24 protein-coding genes, 1 tRNA gene and 1 pseudogene are annotated in these 26,332 nt (G+C 57.6%); 5 read left to right on the top strand and 21 right to left on the bottom strand.

The features are described from left to right. The first annotated feature begins 146 nt into the window (after positions 1-146). Positions 147-707, top strand: a complete 561-nt coding sequence (locus tag K7H22_RS12565; RefSeq protein ID WP_230801210.1) for a YSC84-related protein — start codon at positions 147-149, stop codon at positions 705-707. A gap of 38 nt (positions 708-745) precedes the next feature. Here the strand turns inward: K7H22_RS12565 and K7H22_RS12560 are convergent, their stop codons facing one another. Then, positions 746-1,015, bottom strand: a complete 270-nt coding sequence (locus tag K7H22_RS12560; protein ID WP_230801209.1) for an usg protein — start codon at positions 1,013-1,015, stop codon at positions 746-748. 192 nt (positions 1,016-1,207) lie between these two features. Between K7H22_RS12560 and gyrA the strand changes: the two genes are divergently transcribed. Then, entirely contained in the window at positions 1,208-3,967 is a 2,760-nt protein-coding gene (gyrA, locus tag K7H22_RS12555) for a DNA gyrase subunit A (protein ID WP_230801208.1), read from the top strand. 90 nt (positions 3,968-4,057) lie between these two features. Here the strand turns inward: gyrA and K7H22_RS12550 are convergent, their stop codons facing one another. From K7H22_RS12550 to K7H22_RS12540, 3 genes are read right to left on the bottom strand one after another with little or no spacing between them, the layout of a single operon-like run. Next, positions 4,058-5,545 carry a carboxypeptidase M32 gene (locus tag K7H22_RS12550; protein WP_230801207.1) on the bottom strand — a complete coding sequence of 496 codons (1,488 nt, stop codon included), beginning with the start codon at positions 5,543-5,545 and terminating at the stop codon, positions 4,058-4,060. After that, entirely contained in the window at positions 5,542-6,690 is a 1,149-nt protein-coding gene (gene ctaA, locus K7H22_RS12545) for a heme A synthase (protein ID WP_230801206.1), read from the bottom strand. The genes K7H22_RS12550 and ctaA overlap by 4 nt, the downstream gene beginning before the upstream one ends. A 59-nt stretch (positions 6,691-6,749) precedes the next feature. Continuing rightward, a complete protein-coding gene (locus tag K7H22_RS12540; RefSeq protein WP_230801205.1) occupies positions 6,750-7,493 on the bottom strand; it encodes an RNA methyltransferase in 744 nt (247 codons plus the stop codon). Positions 7,494-7,646: 153 nt separating this feature from the next. Here K7H22_RS12540 and K7H22_RS12535 point away from each other — a divergent pair, with 153 nt between their 5' ends. After that, a complete protein-coding gene (locus K7H22_RS12535) occupies positions 7,647-8,282 on the top strand; it encodes a thiamine phosphate synthase (RefSeq protein ID WP_230801204.1) in 636 nt (211 codons plus the stop codon). A gap of 25 nt (positions 8,283-8,307) precedes the next feature. Here the strand turns inward: K7H22_RS12535 and K7H22_RS12530 are convergent, their stop codons facing one another. From K7H22_RS12530 to K7H22_RS12520, 3 genes are all read right to left on the bottom strand, one after another. Beyond that, entirely contained in the window at positions 8,308-9,153 is an 846-nt protein-coding gene (locus tag K7H22_RS12530) for a lysophospholipid acyltransferase family protein (RefSeq protein ID WP_230801203.1), read from the bottom strand. Beyond that, positions 9,150-9,923, bottom strand: coding sequence for a GNAT family N-acetyltransferase (locus tag K7H22_RS12525; protein WP_230801202.1), 774 nt, complete (start codon positions 9,921-9,923; stop codon positions 9,150-9,152). Before K7H22_RS12525 ends, K7H22_RS12530 begins: the two co-directional genes overlap by 4 nt. Positions 9,924-10,071: 148 nt before the next feature. Next, positions 10,072-10,260: a DUF3553 domain-containing protein gene (locus K7H22_RS12520; RefSeq protein WP_230801201.1), complete on the bottom strand. Its 189-nt coding sequence runs from the start codon at positions 10,258-10,260 to the stop codon at positions 10,072-10,074. Between the two features lie 26 nt (positions 10,261-10,286). Here K7H22_RS12520 and K7H22_RS12515 point away from each other — a divergent pair, with 26 nt between their 5' ends. Then, complete coding sequence (locus K7H22_RS12515) at positions 10,287-10,886, top strand: histidine phosphotransferase family protein (RefSeq protein ID WP_230801200.1); 600 nt, start codon at positions 10,287-10,289, stop codon at positions 10,884-10,886. Between the two features lie 28 nt (positions 10,887-10,914). Here K7H22_RS12515 and K7H22_RS12510 read toward each other — a convergent pair whose 3' ends face one another. The 8 genes and pseudogenes from K7H22_RS12510 to K7H22_RS12475 all read right to left on the bottom strand — a co-directional run bounded on the left by K7H22_RS12510 (position 10,915) and on the right by K7H22_RS12475 (position 18,074). Beyond that, complete coding sequence (locus K7H22_RS12510; protein WP_230801199.1) at positions 10,915-12,180, bottom strand: glutamate-5-semialdehyde dehydrogenase; 1,266 nt, start codon at positions 12,178-12,180, stop codon at positions 10,915-10,917. Between the two features lie 67 nt (positions 12,181-12,247). After that, complete coding sequence (proB, locus tag K7H22_RS12505; RefSeq protein WP_230801412.1) at positions 12,248-13,351, bottom strand: glutamate 5-kinase; 1,104 nt, start codon at positions 13,349-13,351, stop codon at positions 12,248-12,250. A 23-nt stretch (positions 13,352-13,374) separates the two neighbouring features. Beyond that, complete coding sequence (gene obgE / locus K7H22_RS12500; RefSeq protein ID WP_230801198.1) at positions 13,375-14,415, bottom strand: GTPase ObgE; 1,041 nt, start codon at positions 14,413-14,415, stop codon at positions 13,375-13,377. A gap of 32 nt (positions 14,416-14,447) precedes the next feature. Beyond that, entirely contained in the window at positions 14,448-14,987 is a 540-nt protein-coding gene (locus K7H22_RS12495; protein WP_230801197.1) for a GNAT family N-acetyltransferase, read from the bottom strand. A 264-nt stretch (positions 14,988-15,251) separates the two neighbouring features. Continuing rightward, positions 15,252-15,521, bottom strand: a complete 270-nt coding sequence (rpmA, locus tag K7H22_RS12490; protein WP_230801196.1) for a 50S ribosomal protein L27 — start codon at positions 15,519-15,521, stop codon at positions 15,252-15,254. Between the two features lie 33 nt (positions 15,522-15,554). After that, positions 15,555-16,019, bottom strand: a pseudogene (rplU, locus tag K7H22_RS12485) (50S ribosomal protein L21); the annotation flags it as partial. 242 nt (positions 16,020-16,261) lie between these two features. Further along, positions 16,262-17,164: a DUF2059 domain-containing protein gene (locus K7H22_RS12480; protein WP_230801195.1), complete on the bottom strand. Its 903-nt coding sequence runs from the start codon at positions 17,162-17,164 to the stop codon at positions 16,262-16,264. Position 17,165: 1 nt separating this feature from the next. After that, positions 17,166-18,074 carry a DUF2059 domain-containing protein gene (locus tag K7H22_RS12475; protein ID WP_230801194.1) on the bottom strand — a complete coding sequence of 303 codons (909 nt, stop codon included), beginning with the start codon at positions 18,072-18,074 and terminating at the stop codon, positions 17,166-17,168. 269 nt (positions 18,075-18,343) lie between these two features. On the opposite strand from K7H22_RS12475, the gene K7H22_RS12470 reads away from it, so the two are divergent. Beyond that, a tRNA-Ser gene (locus K7H22_RS12470) sits at positions 18,344-18,433 on the top strand. Between the two features lie 424 nt (positions 18,434-18,857). Here K7H22_RS12470 and K7H22_RS12465 read toward each other — a convergent pair. From K7H22_RS12465 to K7H22_RS12440, 6 genes are all read right to left on the bottom strand, one after another. Then, positions 18,858-19,139 (bottom strand): hypothetical protein, encoded by a 282-nt coding sequence (locus tag K7H22_RS12465; protein WP_230801193.1) that lies wholly within the window; start codon positions 19,137-19,139, stop codon positions 18,858-18,860. A 148-nt stretch (positions 19,140-19,287) separates the two neighbouring features. Further along, on the bottom strand, positions 19,288-19,962 hold the full coding sequence (locus K7H22_RS12460; protein WP_230801192.1) for a GIY-YIG nuclease family protein: 675 nt from the start codon (positions 19,960-19,962) through the stop codon (positions 19,288-19,290). 97 nt (positions 19,963-20,059) lie between these two features. After that, on the bottom strand, positions 20,060-21,205 hold the full coding sequence (locus K7H22_RS12455) for a DNA cytosine methyltransferase (protein ID WP_230801191.1): 1,146 nt from the start codon (positions 21,203-21,205) through the stop codon (positions 20,060-20,062). A 221-nt stretch (positions 21,206-21,426) separates the two neighbouring features. Then, entirely contained in the window at positions 21,427-21,843 is a 417-nt protein-coding gene (locus tag K7H22_RS12450) for a hypothetical protein (RefSeq protein ID WP_230801190.1), read from the bottom strand. 84 nt (positions 21,844-21,927) lie between these two features. Beyond that, complete coding sequence (locus K7H22_RS12445) at positions 21,928-22,527, bottom strand: hypothetical protein (protein WP_230801189.1); 600 nt, start codon at positions 22,525-22,527, stop codon at positions 21,928-21,930. 917 nt (positions 22,528-23,444) lie between these two features. Next, positions 23,445-25,958 carry a toll/interleukin-1 receptor domain-containing protein gene (locus K7H22_RS12440; RefSeq protein ID WP_230801188.1) on the bottom strand — a complete coding sequence of 838 codons (2,514 nt, stop codon included), beginning with the start codon at positions 25,956-25,958 and terminating at the stop codon, positions 23,445-23,447. Positions 25,959-26,332 lie beyond the last annotated feature (374 nt).

Below are 26,332 nucleotides of genomic sequence, written 5' to 3'. Positions count from 1 at the left end.
CGCCATGTTGACCTTGAGTTCACCACCACGCCACAAGCAGTGGTGACAGGCTGGCATTTTACATCTATATTCATGGCATAACCGGAAAATTTCATAATACCGGCAACGCAGCAGTGCATTCCACGGAACAACAGAACAGGCAAAACATGACCCAGATGAGCAGACGGACTTTCACGCTTTCGGCTTTGGCCGCGGCCAGTGTTACGGCGGCCTGTGGCAACGGGATCGGCAGTCCGGGATCGGCCGTGATCGACAACCGCGTCGACGCCACGTTGAACTATCTTTTCAACACCTATCCCAACACGCGCGATCTGGCAGCCAAATCTACCGGACAGCTGGTCATGCCGCTGATCACCGAGGCTGGTTTCGGCATTGGTGGCGGCTATGGGCGCGGCGCTTTGCGCGTGAACGGAACGACGGTCGATTATTATTCTGCGACCAAGGGCACCTTCGGGTTGCAGATCGGGGCGCAGCAATTCGCCCATGTGTTGTTTTTCATGACAGATGACGCCCTGCAGCGTTTCCGCCGCTCGTCAGGCTGGGCCGCCGGCGCCGATGTGGGCTATGTGATCAGCGATCAGGCCGACAATATCCGCGCGGAAACCACAACATCGACATCGCCGGTTCTGGCCGTGATTTTCGGACAGGCAGGGCTGATGGTCGGCGCGACGCTGGAAGGCGTGAAATATACGCGCATCATTCCCTGATCCAGTTAGCGGCGCGGGGCTGACCCGCGCCGGCCGCATCAATGCAGTATGAATTCCCCCACGACGTTGCGCCATTCTCCGGGCGATATCATCTTGCGATGGGTGAATCGCACCGAATGTAATGGGCCTTCGATCTCGGATTTCCAGAAGTCGATGAATTTGAACAGGCGCGGATGATCCGGTGCCAGATCGTAATCCTGCCAGATAAAACTGTTCAGAACCGATTGGTAATCGGGCATGCGATAGTAAAATTCCGCTGTCGTCAGGCCATACCCTTTCAGCATCAACTCGGTATCGGATGCCTGCATCTTGCACCTCCTGCATGAATCGCTGATTAAATCATGCCAAGGATAATTTACTTTTCAATAAAAACAGTATGTTAGCAATCAACTATGCTGGCTGCCAAACTGGGTTGCCCTGCGCCATTGCACCCCATATCCAGCCTCTGTTATAGTCTGGCCAACAAGATATTGTAAAACTGGACAGAGCGGTTAAATCACGTGAACGACACGCCGGAAACCCCTGATAACGAAGACGAAAACGCTCCGCAGCGTTATGTCTACGATGGCCCGTCCATCTCGATCACCGAAGAGATGAAGACCTCTTATCTCGATTACGCGATGAGCGTGATCGTCAGCCGCGCGATTCCCGATCTGCGCGACGGGTTGAAGCCTGTGCATCGCCGCATCCTCTACGCGATGCACGAAGCAGGGAACAGCCACGACAAAGCCTACCGCAAATCGGCCCGCGCTGTCGGGGACGTCATGGGTAAATACCACCCCCACGGCGATAGCGCGATCTATGACGCGCTGGTGCGGATGGCGCAGGATTTTTCGATGTCGCTGCCGCTTCTGGACGGTCAGGGCAATTTCGGCTCCATGGATGGCGATAATGCCGCTGCCATGCGCTATACCGAAGTGCGGATGGACAAGCCTGCGGCATTCCTTCTGGCCGATATCGACCGCGAGACTGTGAATTTTCAGGACAACTATGATGGCAAGGACCGTGAGCCCACGGTTCTGCCCGCCCGTTTCCCGAATATGCTGGTCAATGGCGCAGGCGGTATCGCTGTCGGCATGGCGACCAATATCCCGCCACATAATCTGGGTGAGGTTGTGGATGCCACGCTTGCCTTGATCGACAATCCCGACCTGACCACCGAAGACCTGATCGAATATGTGCCGGGGCCGGATTTCCCGACAGGTGCGCTGATGCTGGGCCGTTCCGGTGCGCGCAAAGCCTATCTGGAAGGGCGCGGTTCGGTCATCATCCGTGCCAAAACCCGGGTCGAGGAGATCCGCAAGGACCGCTATGCCATCATCGTCGAGCAGATCCCCTATCAGGTGAACAAGGCCGCGATGATCGAAAAGATCGCTGAACAGGTCCGCGAGAAGAAGATTGAAGGTGTCAGCCACGTGCAGGACGAAAGCGACCGTAACGGCGTGCGCGTGGTCATCGAACTCAAGCGTGATGCCACACCCGAGGTGGTCCTGAACCAGTTGTACCGCTTCACGCCGATGCAGACCTATTTCGGTTGTAACATGCTGGCCCTGAACGGTGGCCGCCCCGAACAATTGACGCTGCGCCGGTTTCTGACCTCCTTCATCGAGTTCCGTGAAGAGGTCGTGGCCCGCCGCACCGCCTATGACCTGCGCAAAGCGCGTGAACGCAGCCATATCCTGTGCGGTCTGGCCGTCGCTGTGACCAATGTGGACGAGGTTGTTGCCACGATCCGAGCCTCTGCCGATGCGGCGGATGCCCGCGAGCGGTTGATGACTCGCGCCTGGCCTGCGCGTGATATCGCTGAATATATCCGCCTGATTGACGATCCGACCCACACGGTCAACGAGGATGGCACCTATCACCTGTCCGAAATTCAGGCCCGCGCCATTCTGGACCTACGTCTGCAGCGTCTGACACAGATCGGTGTCAAGGAAGTCACGGACGAGTTGCAGGAACTCGCCGCCAAGATCCGCGAATATCTGGAAATCCTTGCCAGCCGCGAACGGATCATGGGCATCATCTCGGACGAGTTGCGCGAAGTGCGCGAGCTGTTCGCCGTGCCACGCCGGACCGAGATTGTCGACTGGTCGGGCGACATGGAAGACGAAGACCTGATCGAGCGGGAGGATATGGTTGTGACCATCACCTCGGGCGGCTATATCAAACGCACGCCGCTCGCCGATTTCCGCGCCCAGAAGCGTGGCGGCAAAGGCCTTTCCGGTATGCAGACCAAGGAAGAGGATGTGGTGACCACGCTCTTCGTGGCCAATACCCATGACCAGCTATTGTTTTTCACGACCGATGGTATGGTCTACAAGCTCAAGACATGGCGTCTGCCCCTGGGGGGGCGGACCTCCAAGGGCAAGGCGATTGTCAATATCCTGCCGATTCCTGTCGGTGTCTCGATCGCGGCCATCATGCCGGTCGACCGGCCTGACAGCGAATGGGACGCGCTCCAGATCGTTTTTGCGACATCCGCAGGTGATGTGCGGCGCAACGCGTTGTCGGATTTCACGAATGTGATGCGCAATGGCAAGATCGCGATGAAGCTGCCCGAGGGGATCGAACTGGTAAATGCGCGCATCTGTTCCGAGGATGACGATGTCATGCTGGTGACGGATTCGGGCCGTGCAATCCGCTTTTCGACCACCGATGTGCGCGTCTTCAAGGGCCGCGATTCCACCGGCGTGCGCGGGATACGCTTGTTGGGTGACGACCGTGTTGTATCCATGTCGGTGATCCGACATTTCGACGCCACCGCCGAGGAACGCGCTGCCTATCTCAAGATGCGCCGCGCGATGGCGGGTCTTGCCGATGATGCCGAGGGCGAAGAGGATGAGGCACCAGCCGATCCGAATTTCTCGAACGAGCGCTATGTGGAAATGTCGGCGGCTGAAAACCTGATCCTGACGATCACGGCCAACGGGTCGGGCAAGCTGTCCTCAAGCCATGATTATCCTGTGCGCGGTCGCGGCGGCATGGGTGTGACCGCGATGGACAAGGCAATGCGCGGCGGTGCGCTGGTCGCGTCCTTCCCCGTCGAGCTGGACGATCAGGTGATGCTCGCCACTTCCAAGGGTCAGTCGATCCGTGTGCCGGTGGATGGTATCTCGTTCCGGTCACGCTCGGCTGGCGGGGTCAAGGTGTTCAACACGGCCAAGAATGAATTCGTCGTCTCGGTCGCGCGCATTGCCGATCAGGGTGACGAGGACATTACTGATGGGCCGGAAGAGCCGGAAACACCTGAGGCCGGGTAAATCTCGGCGTCTTCTTGCGCAAAATATCCTCGGGGGGTCAAACCCGTAGGGTTTGGAAGGGGGGCGGACAGCCCCCCTTTTTGCATGAGATCAAAGCCCGTATAAACGCCCGAACTTGTCCTGCAGATAGGCCAGAAGCGGAGCCGCGGACGGCCCCATCCCCGAAGCGCGAGCGATCACCTCACGCGGGCGGTAAAGCCCGCCATGGCGTTGCACATTGTCCCGCAGCCACGCGGTGGCACCCGAAGTATCGCCCTGCGCCAGCCTGTCATCCAGATCAGGCAGCGCCGTACGCAGCGCGGCATGCAGGCATCCGGCATAGACATTGCCCAGACTGTAGGTCGGGAAATAGCCAAACAGACCGACCGACCAATGCACGTCCTGCAAGCACCCGTTTGACGGTCTGTCCACAGCAAAGCCGAAATCGGCCTTGAACCGGTCATTCCAAGCGGCTTCCAGATCGCGCACCGCCAGATCGCCCGCGATCAGCGCGCGTTCCAGATCGAAACGCAGCATGACATGCAGGTTATATTGCACCTCGTCGGCTTCGGTGCGGATATAGCCGTGTTGCAGGCGGTTCACGGCGGCATAGAATGCATCTTCATCAACGATGCCGAAATCACCGAAGGCATCGCGCATCCGCGCAAAAAGCCATCCGGTAAAGGCACGGCTGCGGCCAAGCTGGTTTTCGTAGATGCGACTCTGGCTTTCATGCACGCCCATCGACACGCCCTGCCCCAATGGAGTCAGCGCATAGTCGGTGTCGATCCCCTGTTCATAGCAGGCATGTCCGACCTCGTGGATTGTGGAATAGAAGCAGTTGAACGGATCGACCAGATTGGTGCGTGTCGTGATCCGCACATCCTGTCCGGATCCGCTTGAGAACGGATGCACGGCCTTGTCCAGACGTCCGATGTTGAAATCATAGCCGAATTGCCGTGCCAGCAGACGGGTCAGTTCCATCTGCCTGTCCTCGTCGAATTCCCCGCTGACCGCTGCAGGCGCAGGTTGTGCCAAGGCCGCATCCCGAAGCGCCACTAACGGGCCGCGCATGGTGTCGAACATGGCTGCGATCTCGGCCGCGTTGGTGTCGGGCTCGTAGTCGTCCAACAGCGCGTCATAGGGATCACCGCCTGCCGCCAATGCGGCCCCTTCCTCGCGCTTCAGGGCGACGATACGCTCCAGCACCGGCACAAAGCTTGCCATATTCTCGGCGGCGCGCGCCTCGGCCCATTGGCCTTGTGCGCGGCTGGTCAGACGGGCCAGTTCTTCGGCTAATGCGGCAGGCAGCTTGCGGGCGCGGTCATAGCCACGCCGGATATGGCGCAATTGCGCCTGCCCGACGTCGTCAAGCGCTGCGGCATCTATCGCCGCAAGCCAGTCGCCGATACGGGGATCGGTCCGTCTGGCATGCAGGACAGACTCCATCGCTGCCATTTCCTCGGATCGCTGGTCTGCGGCACCGCGTGGCATCATGGTTTCCTGATCCCAACCCAGACGCCCTGCCACCTGACCCAAAGCGGTCGTCTGGCGGGTATGGGTCATCAGGTCGGTATAGGCGGCGTTCGGACGGTTCATGCGCGGGCCCCGCGGATCGAGGTGGCGACAGGATAGCCGCACAGATAGCGCGCGCGCAGGATCAGCACCCACAGGATCACGGCCAGCACCTGATGAAGGATCGCGATTTCCCAAGGGGCTGCTGTCATGACTGTCACAATCCCCAGTACGATCTGTGCCAGCAATGCCCCGAAGGCGAGGTTGAAGGCGCTGCGCGTTGTCGCATGCGCGCTTTTGCGACCCTTGAGCCAGACCACAACGCCGAAGACCAGCAGCAGATAGCCGCTGACACGGTGGATGAATTGCACCAGTCCGGGGTTTTCGAAAAAGTTGGTCCAGAGCGGCTCGAGCATGAAGGGTTGCGGCGGGATGATCTGTCCGCCCATCAGCGGCCAGTCGGTATAGGACCGCCCCGCGTCGATCCCGGCCACTAATGCGCCCAAAAGGATCTGCAGGAAGGCAAAATGCATCAACCCCGTCGACAGTCCGAAAAGTTTGGCCTCCTTGGTGCGGCGCGCCTGCAGCAGGTCACGTTCCGACCGGCCAAGCTGGAACACATACCACGCGATGAAGCCGAGGATCACAAAGGCCAGTCCCAAATGGGTGGCCAGCCGGTAGCTGGCCACACTGGTCATACTGCCGGTCAGGCCGGATGCGACCATCCACCAGCCGATAAAGCCCTGTACGCCGCCAAGCGCGCCGATGAACAACAGGCGCGGCGTCCAGCCTGTGGGGATCTTGCGCGCCAGCAGAAAGCCCAGAAAGCCAAGTCCCCAGACCAGACCGATCACACGGCCAAGCTGTCGATGGCCCCATTCCCACCAGTAGATAAACTTGAAATCGTCCAGTCCCATCCACCGGTTCATAATCTGGAATTGCGGGATTTCCTGATACTTGGCGAATTCGGCTTCCCAGTCGGCTTGCGTCAGTGGCGGGATCGCACCTGTCAGGGGCCGCCATTCGGTGATGCTCAGACCGCTATCGGTCAGACGTGTCAGCCCGCCCACCGCGATCATGACCACGACCAGCGCGAACAGCACCATCAGCCAGATACGGATCGCACCGCGTGCACCTGCGTTGCCCTTGTCGATCAAACCGCCCTGCGGCGCGGGCGTTGCCCGTGTGTCGGCTGCAACCTCTTCGAAAATAGCGCGTTTTTTTGTCATTGCTGTGCTGTCTCCTGTTGGCTGCGAAACTAGGGCCTGGGCTGCCCTTCGTCCAGAACCTAACCCCGCTCTTTCCAGCGCACCATTTGACGCAGGATGCCGTGGAACATCTGCGTATCGGCACGGGTCAGACGCATCCTGCTCCAGAGATTGCGCAGATGCAGCTTCATGCTGGCCGCCTTGGTGTCGGGAAAGAAGAACCCGGCCTCGTCCAGCCGTTCCTCGTAATGGCGTGCCAATGCTTCGACTTCGGTGCCAGTGGCCCAGTCAGTGCGTCCCATCTCATGGGTTTCGTGTTGCACTGCCGCTACTTGCCGCTGCCACTCATAGGCTGTCAGCAAAACGCATTGCGCCAGGTTGAGGCTGGCAAATTCCGGATTGACGGGCACCGAGATGATCGCATTGGCCTGTGCTACATCCTCGTTTTCCAGCCCCGCGCGTTCGGGGCCGAACAGGACGGCCACTTTTTCACCTGCCGCAATCATCTCTGCCGCCAGTTGCATGGCGCGTTCGGGACTGTAGACAGGTTTGGTCAGGCCGCGCGCCCGTGCGGTCGTGGCGAAAGTATAGGTGACATCCGACAGCGCACCCGCAAGATCGTCATGCAGAACCGCCTCGTCCAGCAGCCGACCTGCACCGCTGGCCATCGCGACCGCGCGGCTGTTGGGCCAGCCGTCGCGCGGTCCGACCACATGCATCCGGTCCAGACCGAAATTCCACATGGCGCGGGCGGCGGCCCCGATGTTTTCGCCCATCTGGGGGCGCACAAGAACAAAGGCAGGCTGGGGCGTGGTGCTGGGCATCGGCGGCATCTCCGGTCGGGCAGGCCGCCTGATACGCCACTGCGCGGCAATTTCCAAGCGCTTCCGCCCGTGCCCTGCCCCATAAAGCCACGATGGTCAAAGCTGTAAATCCCCGTTATGACACAGCCATGACAAGCAAGGAGCCTGACCGCAATGGCCGATACGCCTGACGCCCCGCAAACGCCGCAACTCTATCTGATCTCGCCAGCGACGTTCGATCTGCAGGTGTTTCCCGATCTGCTGGCCCGCGTGCTGGACGCGCAGCCTGTCGGTTGCGTGCGTCTGGGCCTTGCCAGCAAGGACGAGGACAATATCGCGCGGGCCGCCGATGCGCTGCGCGAGGTAACCCATGCGCGCGATGTGGCGCTGGTGATCGAGAATCATATCCTGATGGTCGAACGGCTTGGTCTGGACGGTGTGCATCTGACCGATGGCGCGCGTTCTGTCCGCAAGACCCGCAAGGATCTGGGCGCCGACGCGATTGTCGGTGCCTTTTGTGGCATCCAGCGGCACGAGGGCATGTCGGCGGGCGAGGCGGGCGCGGATTACATCAGCTTTGGTCCCGTGGGCCAGACGCCCTTGGGGGATGGCACGCAGGTGGATATGGATGTGTTCGCCTGGTGGTCCGAGATCATCGAGGTGCCTGTCGTCGCCGAAGGCGCTCTGACCGAAGATCTGATCCGCACGCTGGCCCCGATCACCGATTTTATCGCCCTTGGTGAAGAGATATGGACGGCGCAAGACCCCGTCGCGGAACTGGCCCGCCTGACATCCGCGATGCAGCTTTGATGCAGGTTTGCGCTCAGGTCAGGATCTAGGCCTGCTTATCGACCTGTGCGGTGCCGTGCAGCAAACCAGTGCGCACCACATCCTCGACATGGGCGGCAAGCGACTTGCGGTTGGGGAAGGTGTCAACGCGCACAGGCTGGTGATAGAGCAGTTCCACACTGCCATTGCGCCTGGCCGCCAGCACCTTGACCAGATGGGGCGCGAATCCCATCTCGCCCCACCAACCGTAGAAACGCGCATCCTCGCCCTCTGGTGCATGATAGATCAGCGTGACGGGCTGGATGCTGGTGCGGTGTTTCAGATCGTCCGAAAAGAAGGCCTGAAACAGCGTTGACTTGAAGGGCAGGACGAGACAGCCATCGGTGGATGTGCCTTCGGGAAAAAACAGCAGTTTGTGCCCCGCCAGAAGCCGTTGTTCGAACAGTGCTTGCTGGCGGCGGGCATCGCGCGGATTGCGGTTGATAAAGACCGTGCCCGTGGCGCGCGCCAGCCAGCCGATACCGGGCCAGCCCGCCACCTCGGATTTCGATACAAAATAGATCCGCTTGCGCGCGTTCAGGGCGAAAATATCCAGCCATGATACATGGTTGCACACGACCGCGCCACGCTCCTCCATCCGTTTGCCGCGCGTGACGTAGCCCATGCCAAGGATCACAAAGGCCACGCGGCAGACGCCTTGGGTGAGGTAGGGCGTGACCGGACGATGAAGCCCGAACAGCGGCCGCTCGATCAGGCGTAGCAGCAACATCACGGCCAGCCCGCCAAAGGTGATCGTGCCCAGAATACTGCCGCGCAATACCAGCCGCATCCAGTCGGCGGGCGTGAGTGGCTGCACGGCGGGTTCCGGTGGCGGGGTCCAGACCGCGCTCATACGCGCACCTCGCGGGTATAGATCGCGCGCTGGCTGGCATTCATCCGCGCCACATCCAGCACCAGACAGACATCGGTGGTGTTGAATGCGCGATCAACATAGGCCCCCTGCCCGACAAAGCCGCCCAGCCGCAGATAGGCCTTGATCAAAGCAGGCACCGCCAGCATGGCCGCGCGACGGTCCAGATCTTCGGGCGGGATCAGATCCATCGGGGCCGCACCAGTCGCGCGCGCCGTGACACGCAGATCTGCGGGGGCCAAGTGGCGGTGATGCAGCAGCGACAGCGGTGCCGCCAAAGCCTGCTGGTCAACGCCATGAAAGCTGGCGACACCGAACACTATCTCGATCCGGTGCTTTTCGACATAGCCTGCCAGCGCATGCCAGAGATGATACATCCCCATTCCGCCACGATAGTCACGATGCAGGCAGGAACGCCCAAGCTCCAACAGACGCCGCCCGCTGGCGGTCAGCGCGGTCAGGTCAAATTCATCCTCAGAATAGAACTGTCCCGCCTGCCGCGCCTGATCCTGCCGCAGCAACCTGTAGACCCCGACAACACGGTCACCCACGGGGCGGTGTTCGTCCAGCAAGAGCAGGTGATCGAAAAAGGGATCGAACCTGTCCTTCTCCAACCGCGCGGTGTGATCCACAAGCGCACCGCCACCGCCAAGCTCCTCGACGAAAACCGCATAGCGCAGCCGCTGGGCCGCGCGGAGATCAGCCTCGGAACGTGCAAGGCGGACAGCATAATGCGGCTCGGTCTGGGTCATCTTGCGGCATCCGTTGGGCGGCTGATTGTGGATTTGTAAGAAAGTGCAGGCTTGAAAGCAACTGCGGCGGCTGAGTGTAACAGACTGTCAAAGCGAAGATTTTTCTCCCGAAATGGAAAAAAGACTATCTTTGATAATTCTTTTTTAACTAGTTTAGCGGATCAAACACAGGCAGCAGGAAGATGCGGGAGCCGTCGATGACCACCTTGCCCGCTTCGGGGAAATTGACCGTGATCTTACCCCCGCTGTTGGACTGGACCTGTCCCACGCCCCAATCAGGCTGGTCAGGGTGCCGCACCAGCATGCCCGGTTCCAGAATCGCATTCAGATCGCTCACATCCTCACCTCGTATCGGAGACATCATTGCGTCACATTACGAATAATCTGCCCGCCTTGATAGGCTCGCGTATCTGTCATGATCTGATCAGTCCGATCGGGGCCATCGCCAACGGGCTGGAACTGATGCAGATGTCGGGTGCGACCCTCACGCCCGAAGCGGCGCTGATCTCGGAATCGGTCGAGAATGCGAATGCACGCATCCGTTTCTTTCGTGTGGCTTATGGGATGGCTTCGGCGCAGCAACCTATGGGCCGCGTCGAAGTTGTCAGTATCCTCAAGGCCGTGGCGCAGGGCAGTCGCGTCAGCTATCACTGGGGACCGCTGGAAGACATCCGGCGGACCGAGGTAAGGCTGGCCTTTCTGGCGGCGCAATGTCTGGAATCGGCGATGCCCTACGGCGGGCGTATCACGCTGGCACGTGACGGGGATAGCTGGGTCATCAGCGGGGATGCCGACAAGTTGCGTGCGCTACCGGCGCTCTGGTCCAGTCTTGCAACGGCGGGCAGTGCCCTTGAGGTAAGCGCATCGGAAGTGCAGTTCGCCTTGTTGCCGGTCCTGCTGGAAGAGGCGGGGCGCACCATCCGCCTGCAAATGACGGACCAGTCCATAATGATGCAGTTCTGAACGGCGCGACAGCCCGTCCGCCTGACAATCAGGACCGAACGGCACCCTTGCTGGTCACCAGATATTTGAAACTGGTCAACTGTTCGGCCCCGACAGGCCCGCGTGCATGTAGTTTGCCCGTGGCGATGCCTAATTCTGCACCCATACCGAATTCCCCGCCATCCGCAAATTGGGTCGAGGAATTGTGCATCAGGATCGCGCTGTCCAGCCTCTCGAAAAACCGGGCGACGGCGGTGTGATCCTCGGTCAGGATGCAATCGGTGTGGTTCGAGCCGAACTGCCGGATATGCGCGATTGCTGCGTCGATATCATCGACAACACGCGCTGCGATGATCATGTCAAGAAACTCGCGCCCCCAGTCGTCAGCTTCGGCGGGAACGGTGCCGTCAATGGATTGCAGCGTCTCATCGGCACGCACCTCGACACCGGCGGCGATCAGGTCGCGGACCAAGTCAGCGCCCAGAGTAGCCGCGATATCGCGATGGATCAGCAAACATTCCGCAGAGCCGCAAATACCGGTGCGGCGGGTCTTGGCGTTGAGGACGACGCGGCGTGCCAGTTCGTGATCGGCTTTCGCATCGACATAGATATGCACGATCCCTTCCAGATGGGCGAACACCGGCACGCGCGCCTCGCGTTGTACCAGCCCGACCAGCCCCTTGCCGCCGCGCGGCACGATCACGTCGATCCAGTCGGTCATTTGCAGCATCGCGCTGACGGCCTCGCGGTCTCGTGTCGGCACAAGCTGGATCGAGTCCTCGGGCAGACCGGCTTCACGCAAACCGGCAACCAAACAGGCATGGATCGCTTGCGAGGAATGGAAACTTTCAGACCCACCGCGCAGGATCACAGCATTGCCGGCCTTGAGACAAAGCGCACCGGCATCGGCGGTCACATTGGGGCGGCTTTCATAGACCACGCCGATCACACCTAAAGGTGTGGCAACACGGGTGATCCGCAGCCCGTTGGGGCGGTCCCATTCTGCCAGAACGCGGCCTACGGGATCATCCTGCGCAGCCACTGCGCGCAGACCTTCCGCAATCGAGCGAATACGCGCGCCGTCCAGCATGAGGCGGTCCATCATCGCTGGGCTGAGGCCCTTGTTGCGGCCATAGTCCATATCGCGCGCATTGGCGGCGATGATCGTGTCGGACTGCGCGATGATCGCATCGGCGGCGGCGTCCAGTGCTTTGGTTTTCGCGGCAGCGGGCGCGAATGACAGCACGGAGGCTGCGGCGCGGGCACGGCGGCCAAGGGCGTCCATCTGGGCGGAAAGGTCGGAATTCTGGGTCATCAGTCTGGTATCCGTCGCGATGCCGGATGCCTCCGGCGGAGATATTTAGGGCAAGAAGAAGCAGCTTTTACAGGGCCATATCGTCACGGTGTATCAGCGCCGCCCGTCCCGGATAACCCAGAAGCGCCTCGATCTCGTCGCTGCGATGGCCAAGGATCAGCGCGCTTTCCTGCGCAGTATAGCGGATCAGGCCCTGTCCGAGAATGGCCCCGTCAGGGCCAAGGATCGCCACAGGATCGCCGCGCCCGAAACGGCCGGAGACGGACGTGACACCGGCAGGCAGAAGGCTTTTGCCGCCGTTCAGGGCCTGCACCGCCCCTGCATCCAGCATGACCTCGCCGCGTGGTTTCATCGCGGCGATCCAGCGTTTGCGGGCGGCTTGCGGATCGAGCTGCGCTGTGAACCATGTCGCGCGGGCACCGTGTTCCAGCGCATGGAGCGGGCGTTGCGCCGATCCTTCGGTGATGGCCATGGCGCAACCGGATGCCGTAGCGGTCTTGGCGGCCATCAGCTTGGTCTTCATGCCACCTTTGGACAGGCCTGATCCGGCATCGCCGGCCATTGCCTCGATCTGGGGGGTGATGCGGTCGATCACGGGGAAATGGATTGCTGTCGCGTCCTGTTGCGGATTGGCGGAATAAAACCCGTCTACATCCGACAAAAGGATCAACTGGTCGGCACCGACTGTCACGGCCACTTGGGCGGCCAGCCTGTCATTGTCGCCGTAGCGGATTTCATCGGTTGCGACAGTGTCATTCTCGTTCACGATCGGAACGACGCCCAGACCGATCAGCATTTCCATCGTGGCACGCGAGTTCAGGTAGCGGCGACGGTCCGTGCTATCCTCCAGCGTGACCAGCACCTGCCCGGTAGTGATCCCGTGCGGGGCCAGCACTTCTTCATAGGCGCGGGCAAGCCGGATCTGACCGACAGCAGCGGCGGCCTGCGACTGCTCCAACGCGAGTGCCGTGGCGGGCAGACCCAGAACGCCGCGCCCCAAGGCGATGGACCCCGAGGAGACAAGGATCACGTCCTTGCCCAGTGACTTCAGCCAGACGACATCCTGTGCCAGCGCCGCCAGCCAGTCCTGTTTCAGCAAGCCGGTCGCGCGATCCACCAGAAGCGCCGAGCCGATCTTGACAACGATCCGGCGCGCCTCGGACAGGCGCATGACCGTTTCGTTGACAGCTTCGATCAGGGACGCCACGTCTGGTCCTCCTCCACGGAGGGTTGCTTCTGGCGCAGACGCTCTTCGGTGATCTGGGCGCGCACGGCGCGCAGCACTTCGGGCACGCCCTCGCCCGTCACGCCCGACAGCATCATCACGGGGCCACCCACTTCGGCCTCCAGGATGGCGCGGGCTTCGGCGCGCTCTTCCGCGTCCAGCGCGTCGATCTTGTTCAGGGCCGTGACGCGCGGCTTGTCGGCCAGATCGCCGCCGTAAAGCTCAAGCTCGTTGATGATGGCGCGGTAATCCTCGTCCAGCGCGGGCGATGTGCCATCGACCAGATGCAGCAGCACCGCGCAACGCTCGACATGGCCAAGGAAACGGTCGCCAAGCCCCCTGCCCTCGGACGCGCCCGCGATCAGGCCCGGGATATCGGCCATGACGAATTCGGCATTATCCACGCCCACAACGCCGAGATTGGGATGCAAGGTGGTAAAGGGATAATCCGCGATCTTGGGCCGCGCGTTGGACACAGCTGCAAGAAAGGTCGATTTGCCCGCATTGGGCATACCCAGAAGGCCCGCATCCGCGATCAGCTTGAGGCGCAGCCAGATCGTACGCTCGACCCCTTCCTGTCCCGGATTGGCGCGGCGCGGGGCCTGGTTGGTCGATGTCTTGAAATGCAGGTTGCCCCAGCCACCATTGCCGCCACGTGCCAGCAATACGCGCTGCCCCAACTCGGTGATATCGGCCAGAACGGTCTCTTCATCCTCGTCCAGAATCTCGGTGCCTACAGGCACGCGCAGCACGATATCGTCGCCATCCTTGCCGGTGCGCTGGCGGCCCATGCCGGCCTGACCGTTATGTGCGAAAAAATGCTGCTGGTAGCGGAAATCAATCAGCGTGTTCAGACCGTCCACAGCTTCGACCCAGACCGAGCCACCACTGCCACCGTCGCCGCCATCTGGACCGCCATATTCGATGAATTTCTCGCGGCGGAAACTGACCGCCCCGCCACCGCCCGAACCCGAGCGAATATAGACCTTTGCGAGATCAAGAAACTTCATGGTCTTCCCCTATCGCAAAGGCCTTGCTCTGCTCAATCCAGTTTTCGACTATAGGTCCAGGTGGCCACCTTGGCCCCGCGCGCGACCGAGAATGTTTCGGCATCGCCCAGATATTCGAACCCGCAATTTGTAAGAACCCTCGCCGAAGCCGGGTTATCCTGAAAAACCGCGGCGAACATCGTGCGGCAGGAGAGCGGATTGGCCGCCACCAGCGCGCTGACAGCCGCAGATGCCACGCCTGAATTCCAATAGGCGGGTGCCACCCAATAGCCGACCTCGGACTGGTTGCGATCCATCTGTGCCAGACTGATCACGCCCATTACTTCGGGACCGCCGTGATCCGTGCCATCCATCGCCCAGACGTCTTCCGTTCTGGCCGGAGACATCGCGCGCGCCACGAAAGCATCGGTCGCCCCCGGTGGCAGCGGGTGCGGGATCGAGCGTGTGTTCATCGCCACACGCTTGTCCGACCCGTGCATTTCAATCAACCCCTTGTCCGACAGACGCAGCGGACGCAGATTGAATCGCTCGGTGCTGATTACCGGCTGGGTCGTGATGGGGTCGATCTTCATCCGCGTAGTCCTCCGCTTCCTGTCGTCAATGGCCGGTTGCCAAGCTGCTAGGCGCCACCGACCCGCATGCCTGATGCCACCCCCCTCCCCGGAGATGGCGCAGGGTCTTTGTCCGGTCGGCCATTATGTGACACCGCAGCATGGCGGATATGTGAACATAGTGAAGCGAATTCCAGACACCGGAACCCGTAAAATCGGAATCCGGAAACGAAAAAGGGACCGGCTGTCGCGCCGGTCCCCGATGTATGTCACCTGAAGAACGGCTTACTCGGCGGCCTGCGCCACTGGCAGAACCGAAATAAAGGTGCGGCCCTTGAGGCCCTTGCGGAAAGTCACCTTGCCTTCGGTTGTCGCAAAAATCGTGTGGTCACGACCGATGCCGACACCCTCGCCCGGCCACCACTTGGTGCCGCGCTGGCGCACGATGATATTGCCGGGAATAGCGGCCTGACCGCCAAACAGTTTCACGCCAAGGCGACGACCGTCAGAGTCGCGACCGTTACGGGATGAACCGCCTGCTTTCTTGTGTGCCATGGGGGATTACTCCTTGGTCTCGGCCGCTTTTTTGGCGGCGCGTTTCGGTTTTGCAGCGGCGTCAGAGGCAGGCTTTGCTGCTTTGGCGGCTTTCTTGGCAGGTGCCTTCTTGGCAGGTGCCGCATCAGCGGCAGCCACAGCAGGTGCCTTGCCGGTTGCGGCTTTCACGCCTGTCTTTTCCGCGCCCGCGGTCAGGATCTCGGTGATCCGGACGAGGGTCAATTTCTGGCGGTGACCCTTGGTGCGCTGCGAGCCGTGTTTACGACGGCGCTTGACGAAATTGATGGTTTTCTCGCCTTTGATCTGGTCGATCACTTCGGCTTGCACGGCGGCACCCGCAACCATCGGCGCGCCCAGAACAGGCGTATCGCCGCCCAGCATCAGCACGTCGTTGAATTGGATAGTCTCACCTGCATCAGCGGCCAGTTTTTCCACGCGCAGCGTATCGCCGGGCTGGACTTTGTACTGTTTGCCGCCGGTTTTCAGAACCGCGAACATCTGTCTCTTCCTTTGTTACCGCGTCCTGTGGTCCCCCTGAGGGCGTTTCGGCAGGATGATGACCCTTTGGGCCTTCTCCGGTTCCACCGCGGACAGCGCGCCCTTGCGAGCGATGATGAATAGGCACGGCAAAGGCAGTTTGCCCTTTCCGAGTTGCGGGCTTATGCGGCGCTTGGGGCGGGAAGTCAAGGGTGATCTGGCCATTTTCAGCCTGTCCCTTGGCGCTGCAACGCGAGGTGCTGTTAGAGTTCCTCGCCCAGCATCTGGCCGGCAATCGCCACGCCCAAAGCTTGTGACATTGTTCCGTACATCCGGTCAAATGCCGTGAACAACGCACGGTTCAGCGCGCGCCCGGAATCTGTACGGGACAGATCGACATAGGTGTTGATCTCTGCCGCGTCCAAAGGTTCGTAGGCCAGCATCAGGAATGCGTAAATCCATTCGCGGGTCTCGGCCTGCGTTTCTTCTTCCTGCGACCAGACATCAGCCAGAAGGTCCGCCTCGGACATCTCGAAAGCGCCGCCTTCGATCAAGCCACGGTAGAATAGCATATTCGCATTTAGCGCGCCCATCACATTATATCCCACCAGATCATTGGTCTGGATATAGGAATCAATGGCCGCCAAATGCGCGTCGATATCGCGGGGGCTGTCGGCGGCAAGCTCTGCGGCCACGCGGCGGTATTGCTCGCGGGCGGCTTCCTCGATCTGCGCGTCCATGAAGGCACGGCGCGCCGCAATTTCCAGCGTGACGATCTGGCGGCCGCTTTCGCTGCGGAAAAACTCGATCAGCGGCGTGGGATCGGCCGCGCCGAAAGACTCCGTAAAGGTTTCAACCACAAGCCCTGACATGACATCGGTGTCATAGATGCGATTTACCATCTGCCGCCATGTCGCACCGCCCCCGCCCGACAACATGTCGGCCCCCAGTTCCTCGCCATAGCTCAGGCCTTCCTCGCGCATGATGGCGATGATCTCGTCCAGCCCCATCTCGTCGATCAGGACCGCAATGGCGGCGTCCTGCCTGTCCTGATCCGCCTTTGCCGGTGCCGCGCCAAAGGTCAGCGCCGTGCAGATCAGCCCCCACAAGGCAAAGACATGAAAAGTCAGCGCCAGCCGGCCAAGCGTTTGTCGGTATGAGACCATCTCAAAGATCCTCGCCGGGATGCAAATCCGCCATGCGCCCGGCCAGCACTTCGAAGCGGTTGGCCATGATCTCATACTGGATCGCGTTCATCAGTTCATAGACTTTCTGCATATCGGGATGTTCCAGCGCCTTTACATAGGTTTCTAGCTCCGCATCGGTGAAATCTTGGTACACATAGGCCGCGTGCACCAATGCCGATTCCTGTAATGCCAGCCGCAGCGCGCCGCGCTGTTCCTCCATCAAGTTGCGCAAGACGGCCTCGTCCAGTTGCATGTCCACCACCCCTGCCGCAGAGGCGCTGAGCAGAAAGCGGATCTGGATTTCCTCGACCGCGCGTACAGCGCTGTCTTGCGGGTCAATCGCAGGCCCCATCCGCTGCAGGATCGCCAGACGCGGTGCGCCCTCGCGCAGCAAGTCGGCGATCATCGCCTCTCCCGCGCTGCGGGTGTCCTCTTTGTCCTCTACCATATGCGCTGCGTTTTCGACCGCCACCAGCCGCTGCCCCAGATCCGAGGCATAGAATTCCACCGCGTGGTTCAGCAGTTCATCGGTCATCGCCCTGCCAAGAATATCCAGCGCCATGTCACGCATCACGGACAGGTCGAACACTTCGGTGACGGTCCTGCTCCAGTCGGCACCGAAATCGCTGCTCTCACGCCCCAGCATCAGCGGCGCATCGCCCGCCGACAGTGTGATCGATTCCAGCGCCGTGTCAAAGCCGGTAACAGACAGAAACGCCTCAAGCCGGTCCCTATCCTGAAATTGCGGCGGTTGCGCTTGCGCATGGGCCGTCTGGCTGTCGCCCGCGAAGCCTGTTACAAGCATCAAGACTGCGACCAGTTGCAGCAGATGAAACTGGATATTCCGCAACGCGCTGTTGCCTGTCGGTGGCGTGGCCGTCTGATACATACTGAGGCGGTCCTTATCATGGTAGGGCGTTTGCAGCCGGTTCTTGACGGCGCGGAATAGGGTTCATGGCGGCGGACGGATGCCCAATATATGGTCAAGCCCCCTGCCCGTCGCAAGCCTAGGACATTTCCGGACCGTGACAATGCAAAAGCAGTTGATCTGTGCTTGCAGGGCGATGCCGGCGCTTTGTCCGCCCGCTTGCGAAAAACCCGAAAAGCCCTCTTGCCACCTGCGGCCGGAGAGATTAAACGCAGCTTCCAGACCCCCGCGGAGAGGTGGCAGAGTGGTCGAATGCGGCGGTCTCGAAAACCGTTGTCGGTGCAAGCCGACCCAGGGTTCGAATCCCTGTCTCTCCGCCACATCACAGATTTTGTTCGCAGAATTTATTTATTAATATCAATACTTTAAGTATTTTTCATGTGTTTTGGAGCGCTTTTACGCTACACAAACTGCTCCACAATGCCTGTCAATGTTTGGATCTTTTGGTAGCTGACTTCAAACCTGCTCAACTGACGTGGGGCCGGGCCAGACCTTCGATGCATAGGCACTGTCGACGCCGCAGCGCAGATTCACGAGACAGACCATTCGTGCATCTTGTAGCATTCGAGCAGTAATGAAGGCCAGGAAGGCGGACAACGCTGCCTTTCGCTTAATTTGCGAACCAACCCTCGGCAGTCGCGGCAGCAAAAATTTGGAGGGTGCGAAGCAGCCAATTTCCGAAAAACAATAGAACCGCCATACTCAAAACAGAATCATTCTTAGGTGTCCCCTTGAATACTTGGACTAAGCTTCTCTTTCTCGATCTAGGGCAATTTTCAACTCAATCTCTAAGTGGCTTAGAGTCATTTTCAAAGAGATCATAGTCTCCTGACCTGCTTTCAATGCTTGCATGGCCTTTCGAATTCTTACATCCCGTAATTTCCCAAGAACAAATCGGTCCGGTCGATCATTCATTAGGTTAATTATTTTCTGCTGCTGCTCTAACAGTCCCTTCTCTAAAGGCCCCTCTATTTCTCTTAAATTATCTGTTTCGTCACGCAGGTTGCTCACAGAGAAGGGTGTCATAGTTGATTTCCATTCATAGTTTGATGAAAAAATATTTTTTCACTTAAGGATAAAATCGTATTCTTTTCAATCGTTATTAGGTTCAGTCCGCTTAACGGCTGAAACGATAAGGATCGTCCACCGGTAGCACCCTTGGCCGCGGGTGCACCTATTCTTCAATGCCGTTATTTTCTTCTTGACCAACCGGGACCGTTTTGTCGCCTCCGAGGGCGAAGTATCTTTGGTCAGCCAGCCATTGCAGGCGTTTTGCTTGTGTCAGCAGAACTCGGCGAAGCCCGCCCTCTCCACCGTCGATCTTTCGTTCTGCTATGCCTTGACTGAGTCGAGCTATGACCATCGCTCGTCTGGAAATGCGAAAGTCGGGATGCCCGCGAATCTCAATAACTGCGTTAGAAACGATGCGCCCTTTGAACGATGCAGGCTCAGTCACAACCATTTTGGGGACTGGTGGGTCTTTCTCGTTGAGAATCGCATTGAACCTGCTTTCGGCAATCAATTTCTGATGGATCAGGTATTCCAGCGCATTTAGATGCTGTGTTGCGATCTTATGTTCAAGCGGTTTTTTCTTGGCCGTTACCCCTTTGAATTGCGGTAGGGGCCAAATCTGAATATCTTTGACTTCGAGAGGATCGAGAACTGACTTCGCCACAGCGTCCGTCCGCTGTCCCGTGAGATGCCGCCCGACACGCCCGCTGACGCTTTCCTTCGTTTGGCCAACGTAAATGGGTTCGCCGTCGTAATCGAAGAACGCGTAAACTCCCCAAGTGAAACTGCCAATTTTGTTCGTCAGGCCTGTAACAGGATCGACAAAATCGCTGCGCATGAATTTGCCTAAGCTGGACCGCAATTCCGCAGTTTCAAAGGGAGGTGTTTTGGTGTCGAAGGCATTTCGGTCTATCATGACATATAGTTAATAGAAATCACGCGACCAAGGCGAGTCGATTCTTGTGAATAACGGGTTCGAATACTGACGACGCCAAGAACTGAACGACGGGAACGGCGACACCGTCCCCCGCAAGCTTATAGGCGTCATTGTAGCGAACAGGCAGTTCATAGGTCTTGGGTAAACCCATCAGGGCTGCTGCCTCACGCGGTGACAGCAGGCGTGATCGGACTTTCTTGCCTTCGATCACTATGATCGTTTGACGACTTGAACCTCCTCCAGGAGTCCGCAAGCAACCCGCGACCTCGTCAAACCGAACCTCCGCACGCTGCCGCTTTATGCCGTTCTCGTCTGGCCTTGTGCGGCGGTAGATGGTGCCGACAACTTTGGTGCCGAGAAGCATCGCCGCTTCCACCTTTTTGCGGTTCAGATCGGTCATCATGTCGAGCAGATATTTTGTCTCTGAGACCGTATGCCACTTCACACCCTGCGGGTGATCCTCGATAAGGTCAGAGAGCGTCGTTTCGCGCATCTGTGGCACAGGCAGGTTCCACCACACCCAGCGCGCTTTGGCCGCTGCTGAAAGGAGGCTATGCCCTTCGATCAATGCGGGCGGGTGCCAGATCGACGAAGGTGCTTCTTGGGTGCAGGTGTCTGGGACGCGAAGATCACCGCTGATGCCGATGATGAAGAAGCGTGGGCGGGACTGTGGCAGGAAGTGAACCGCATCGACGACGACCGCGCCGAAGTGATAGCCGAGACCCGAGAAGGACGCGGCAAGAGTTGCAAAGTCGCGTCCGCCGTTACTTGTGATCGCGCCATAAACATTCTCGACGGCTACCATTTTTGGGCCTCGCCCTGCGGCATGAAGGTCGCGGACAAGTTGCCAGAACGGTTTGAACATGCCGGAACGTTTGCCTGCAAGTCCCTCGCCTCTTCCTGCAAGCGAAAGGTCTTGGCAGGGGAATGAGGCCCACACCAGATCAGCGGTGCCCGGTATCTCATCAAGCGTGACCATCGCCACGTCCTTGAGCAACAGTTCATTGCCACCGTGATGGTTGGCGCGATAGCTGGCCGCTTTCTTCGCATCAATGTCATTGGCGAACAGGCATTGCCATTCTGATCCGAGGCCAAGACCGGCCATGCCGCCGCCAGCGAAAAAATCGTAGTAAGTGTGCGGCATGGTCCCTCCATTGCTACATGTTGACTATCTCAAGCCAGTATTGGTTGTCCAAGGCAAATAATCAGCGAAGGTGAACTCTCGCACAAGATCCATAGCTGAGAAAGAACAAATTAGGAACCTATCGTCGCTCACTCCGCAGCCAGCAATTGATGGGCTAGACCTTTACGGCGCTCATCGCCTCATGTCCTGGATGGGTTTTGCAAGTCGATGCATGGGAAGTCCTATATTCCCCGATGCCTCCCGATGTCTCTCTCTGCCGCTAGCAGATCCTTAACTCTATTCGAGTAGTTAAGCGCATCTCGTAGGTAGCGCATGGAGAGCTCCAAATCACCGGTGATCTCATCGCCGCGATCCTCCCGGACAATATGCTTCAGGACCAACAACGCGGCGTGCCGGAAATCCTCGGTCAGAATCCGGCGCTGATCATCGCTGGTTCTGATCGTGCGCACGAATCCGTCGATCGGCTTGATGGTCGCGTGCGGAAGGTGTTCCAACTGGCCCACGGCACAGCAAGCAGACGAAATAGCATTGGCACCGATGTCTTCGATGCGGTCGAAGTCAGTGCGCGCGATATCCGGCTGAAACAGCGCGATGCGGTGATTGTTCTGGTTGGGAAAGGTGTTCGGTATTACGAGCATTTGTTTCTCTCTTTGCTGTTAATCGATGTGATGACGGGAAATCGTGTCCGGCCCCCCCCCATGAAGGGCCGGACCGTTTGACGGTCACCTTCTTTTGGGTTGCGCCACTGTCGGCAGAGGCAAATCGAGCTGCCTTAATTCTTGTGGCGCGGGCCTTGCTCTCGATAGGCGCCGGGGCTCGACTGTGTACGTATTCAGGAATTTGCGAGTGCGCTTCCGTAAGGTCCACACTTTCCGTTCCGCACGAATGTCGGCCATCGCGAAGATGCGCGCGCGGACTTCATTCATCCGTTCGAACTCGTCACCCTCAAGGCGACCCAGCACAGGCGCGCCCAGTCCAGGGTGTATGACGAAGCCGCTGTGCGACAGCGGAACGAGGATCCTCCGTGCGCCGACGAACCGCGTGGGTGCATCCAACCCTACCGCAGCACAAGCGAACGAAGTCCGGACGTGGATCTCATATCCGGTATTGGCTTTACGCCGTGATGTGGTGCCATAGGCAAGCAGGGCATAGCGCACGCCCTTCTTCTCCTCAATGTCGAGGATCAGGCAAGGTCGCGCTTTCAGCGGGGCATCGTCGCCCGCTTCGGCTACAGGAAACCGGAACGACACGACATCGCCGTAGGAAATGTGTTCCTGCCAAGCTTCAGTCTTGGTCAGGGTAATTGGGGTTGCATCAAGCATCGGATCTTCCTTTCGAGGTGAATGATCGACGCGTCCGCCTTCCGAACCTTCCACCACTCGGGCGAAGGCCTTTCGTCGTGCGCGTCAAAGGGCGCGCGCACGCGAAAGAGCCTGGGCTCAAGCCTCAGCCTCTTGTGGCGATACTGTCCGAATTGCGTTCTATCCTGCCGCATCAAACGGGCAGCGATGGGGAGAGCGTTGAGAGGGAGTTTTCCTCCTCTCGACCTGGCGTGGGGAGCGCGAGCAGGTGGGGGTTCTGGGAAGGAGTGCGGAACGACGCTCCCCAGGGAGCAGTGGGTCTTGAGCGAGTGCGGAACGACGGCCCAAGTCTGCCGGAAGGCGCCAGGGGGTGCAGGGGGAGTGGCGAACGACGACCCTGCGAGCAGGTGGATGCAAGGGGGAGTGCGGAACGACACCCTTGCCCGAGAGGGTCAGGGAGAATGGGTGTCTCCCTGGCGGCGCGCAGCGGCGCTGGGTCTGGGGCGCTTAGCCCCAGCGAACGCGCAGCTCGCACGCAGGCCCCACGGGCCGGAGTGCGAGTTGCTTAGTGAGTAAAGTGCCCTGCAACTAAGCGGACAAAACACGAAGCAACCGATGGATAAGGATACCGATTCTGGAGGTAGGCTCAGTCTTTTCTAAGCTCTAGCATTCCTGACCAACCGAATAAAAAGGCACCAGATACACATGAAATAAACTGGAAAAATCACGCTCAAGTGAAACACATAAAATAGTTCGCGTGCTGTAACTCAACCCACACGCCGATCAAACAGAGATAAACCTACAAAACTCTCGAGCGAATGAGACAATTTTGCCGAAACGACTTTGTTCCTAGAACAGAAAACTCAGAATGAATATCGGGAGCCTTCTGCATTGAGACCGAGGCTTTTCAAAAATACCAACTTAATTCGGACAAGTCACTACCGCTTTTTCGCGGCTAACGCCTTAAGTGTTTCAATTTCCCTCTGCATCGCAGAAACGTCAGCTTCTGTGAATAGCTTGTTATTTCTATAAACATCTAATGCATTTCCATATTCACCAAGTTCGATATGGTATTCTGCGAGAAGCTGAAGATAAGGTCTGTGGTTCGCTCGAAGGTCAAAAGCTGATTTGTCAAAAACAATCTTCTGAACAAAGTTTATTTGATCCTTTGCGCGAGACAAGTTTCCATCCTTTAGCAATATCTTTGAGTATAGCCTTAGGGGATCAAACAATCTTGGAGTTTTCTTAAGAGCGTCTTGTATTAGCTTCAATGCTTTGCGATTATCTCCATACAGATACTCAATTTCTGCAAGCCGTGTTGCATGGAAGGAGCGTCCTTCTTCCTCATCTATCTTCTCCAAGGAAGCGAGAAGTTCAGCCACTTCGGAATCGTTTACGCAAGACCTCTTTTTATTCTTTATCAGGCAGGAAATAAGAATATCTATAATGTAGGGATTGCTGCGAGACGTCTCGTATGCTTCACGGGCATAAGTCTCTGCCTCTTGAGGGAGTTCAAGACTAAGGCATATCGATGCAAGTTCGCGGGCAGTTGATCTGTTACCGCGAGCCAACCCATAAGATGCAAGCAGCTCTTCCCTCGCTTCGTATAGTTTACCTTGAAGTCTATGGTTAAACCCTTCCAGGAAATGAACGTTCGACTTAGACCAGTTGTCATCAGCTATGCTTCGAAGCTGAGAAATGCCCAACCTAAAAGTTTCCTGATCGTTAACTCTTGCAGCGGCCAATCCTAAATAGCGACATGCTGCCACAGCACCTGACCTTGAAAGACGCCCCCGCCCCTCCAGAGCCTCTCGTGCCATACGAATGCTATCTTTCCAACGCTTCATATCATAGTGACGTTTCGCAAGCCAAACGCGGTGAGAAGGCAGTATAAAGGCCTCCATGAGCTTGCTGGTGGGCTTGTCGCCCTCCAGAGACGCTAAAATGGCAGAATCAAGTAAAGATATCGGTGCTTCTCCATCCTCTAACTTTACTACGAGTGACTCTGCAAGATGACGCATAATTTTAGTTCTTTCATCGCCCTTCAATTCTGTCCTTGGATCTCTTTCAGAAGCTATCCGCAGAGCAGGTGAAATCGATATTCTTTCATCTTCAGTTCTAACAATATGCAGGTCCAGCATGTTTTGAATCGACGCGCTTATTTCAGCTCCTGTGTTTGGAATGACTTCAGTAAGCGAGGCAAAGTCCAACTCTGGCGCAATTGAGAATATAGCAAGTATTCTGAAGTCAAGGTTGCTAAGCTGAGCGGAGCGAAGATACTCGGAAGTCTGCTTATGCTTCCAGTCTATAAAATCTCTCGGTTCCGCCAAAAAAAGATCTACTGAGCTTTGCTTAATCAGATCAATCATGCGATAAATATTGAAAGGATGTTGATCCGCCATATCTATCAAGCTCTCGACTTGATTTAAATCCGCATGAATTCCTTTTTCCTTAAGCAGTCCAGAAATTATCCTGCCTGTGTCTTCCCTATTTAGTGAAGACACACTTAAATATGCAAGGTCGTCAGCATTTCGACGAAGCTTATGAGGAATCATTCTCGAAGACAGAAACACCACAGGAGGAAAAGGTTTGTCTTCAATGTGGTTTAAAATTTCATCAAACTCAGGCTGCAATGAGCCGTCGTCTCTTAAGAGGCCGCCGCTATCAAAAACATAAAGCACTTCGCGGTCAGGCAGAAGAGCATTAATTTCATCTGCTATTGCCTTCGCTTTTTGATTCTCATCAAGATCTGCAAATTCCACAACCTTGTCTCTCAATCTGGTAATGGATATACTTGGCCTTATTGAGGAAACCATCGCACGGTATATGTCATCGAACCCTTCAAAGCTATCAAGTTCGATGTGAGGCGATACTATTCCAACTTGGGGATACTGATTTTGGTAGAATTTTTTAGCTATTGTGCGTCTGCCCGCTCCTGTGTTTCCAGAAACATATAGCGCTTTTATCCGAGGCTTTGTAAGATCGTTCGCCTGTTTTTCAAGTACCCTCAGCTCTTCCTCACGACCAACAAAAGGGTGGTGACTAAGTTCTCTAGCATACCGAGCCGAAATTAGCTTTCCCTCAATAAGTCTGGCTGCACTTTCTGGAGATCTAGGTTTACGGATCATGTTGTAATGTTTAATAAACTTTTGCGCATCCTGAAACACTTCTTCATCGAGACATATCGTTAGAAGACGCTCTATTTTTCCGCTCGCTATTAATTCAGCTCCAAAGGCAATTTCAAAATTGACATAACCCGAATCAATAGCATTTTTAGAAAGAAACAAACAAAATAAATCTGAGCGGTTCAAGGACTTCAATATCTCTGAACCATTTAATCCTGCCTCCTCAAATGTATGAGCGTCAAGCTCATATTGTCCTGGGCGCAGATTCTCGACTACTGCCTCCACATAACCTTTGTCGAGCGAAGAATGTGAAAGAAATGCCCGCATTATTTGTATCTCCCGCAGCTTTCAGATATATCTGAAATCGTCCAAATTTTTGTACAGTAAAAAAATTAACTTTACATCAATATTGCCTACTCCAATGTGTCTGCTTCGCGAACCAACGAAGTGTTCAGATTAACTGCCGCCAGCAGGAGGCACGCGATAGGTTTTGTTGGCCCCCATAATCCAGGGGCTACAATGCCCCTGCAATATCGACTAAGCAAGTGTGAGCAGAAGGTTTTCTTACTGCACTTACACGTCTCGCCTGTCCAGTACGGCCGGAATAAATCGTTTGGTTAGTAACGGGCTCTTCAGCGGTCTGCGGCCGTTCGTGGTTTCGCCTGACGTTGCCCCCTACCACTAATCCAGTTTGAGATAGA

The sequence above is a fragment of the Seohaeicola saemankumensis genome (assembly GCF_021021435.1).
Taxonomy (GTDB): domain Bacteria; phylum Pseudomonadota; class Alphaproteobacteria; order Rhodobacterales; family Rhodobacteraceae; genus Seohaeicola.
This window is presented reverse-complemented; position numbering and strand designations above follow the sequence as displayed.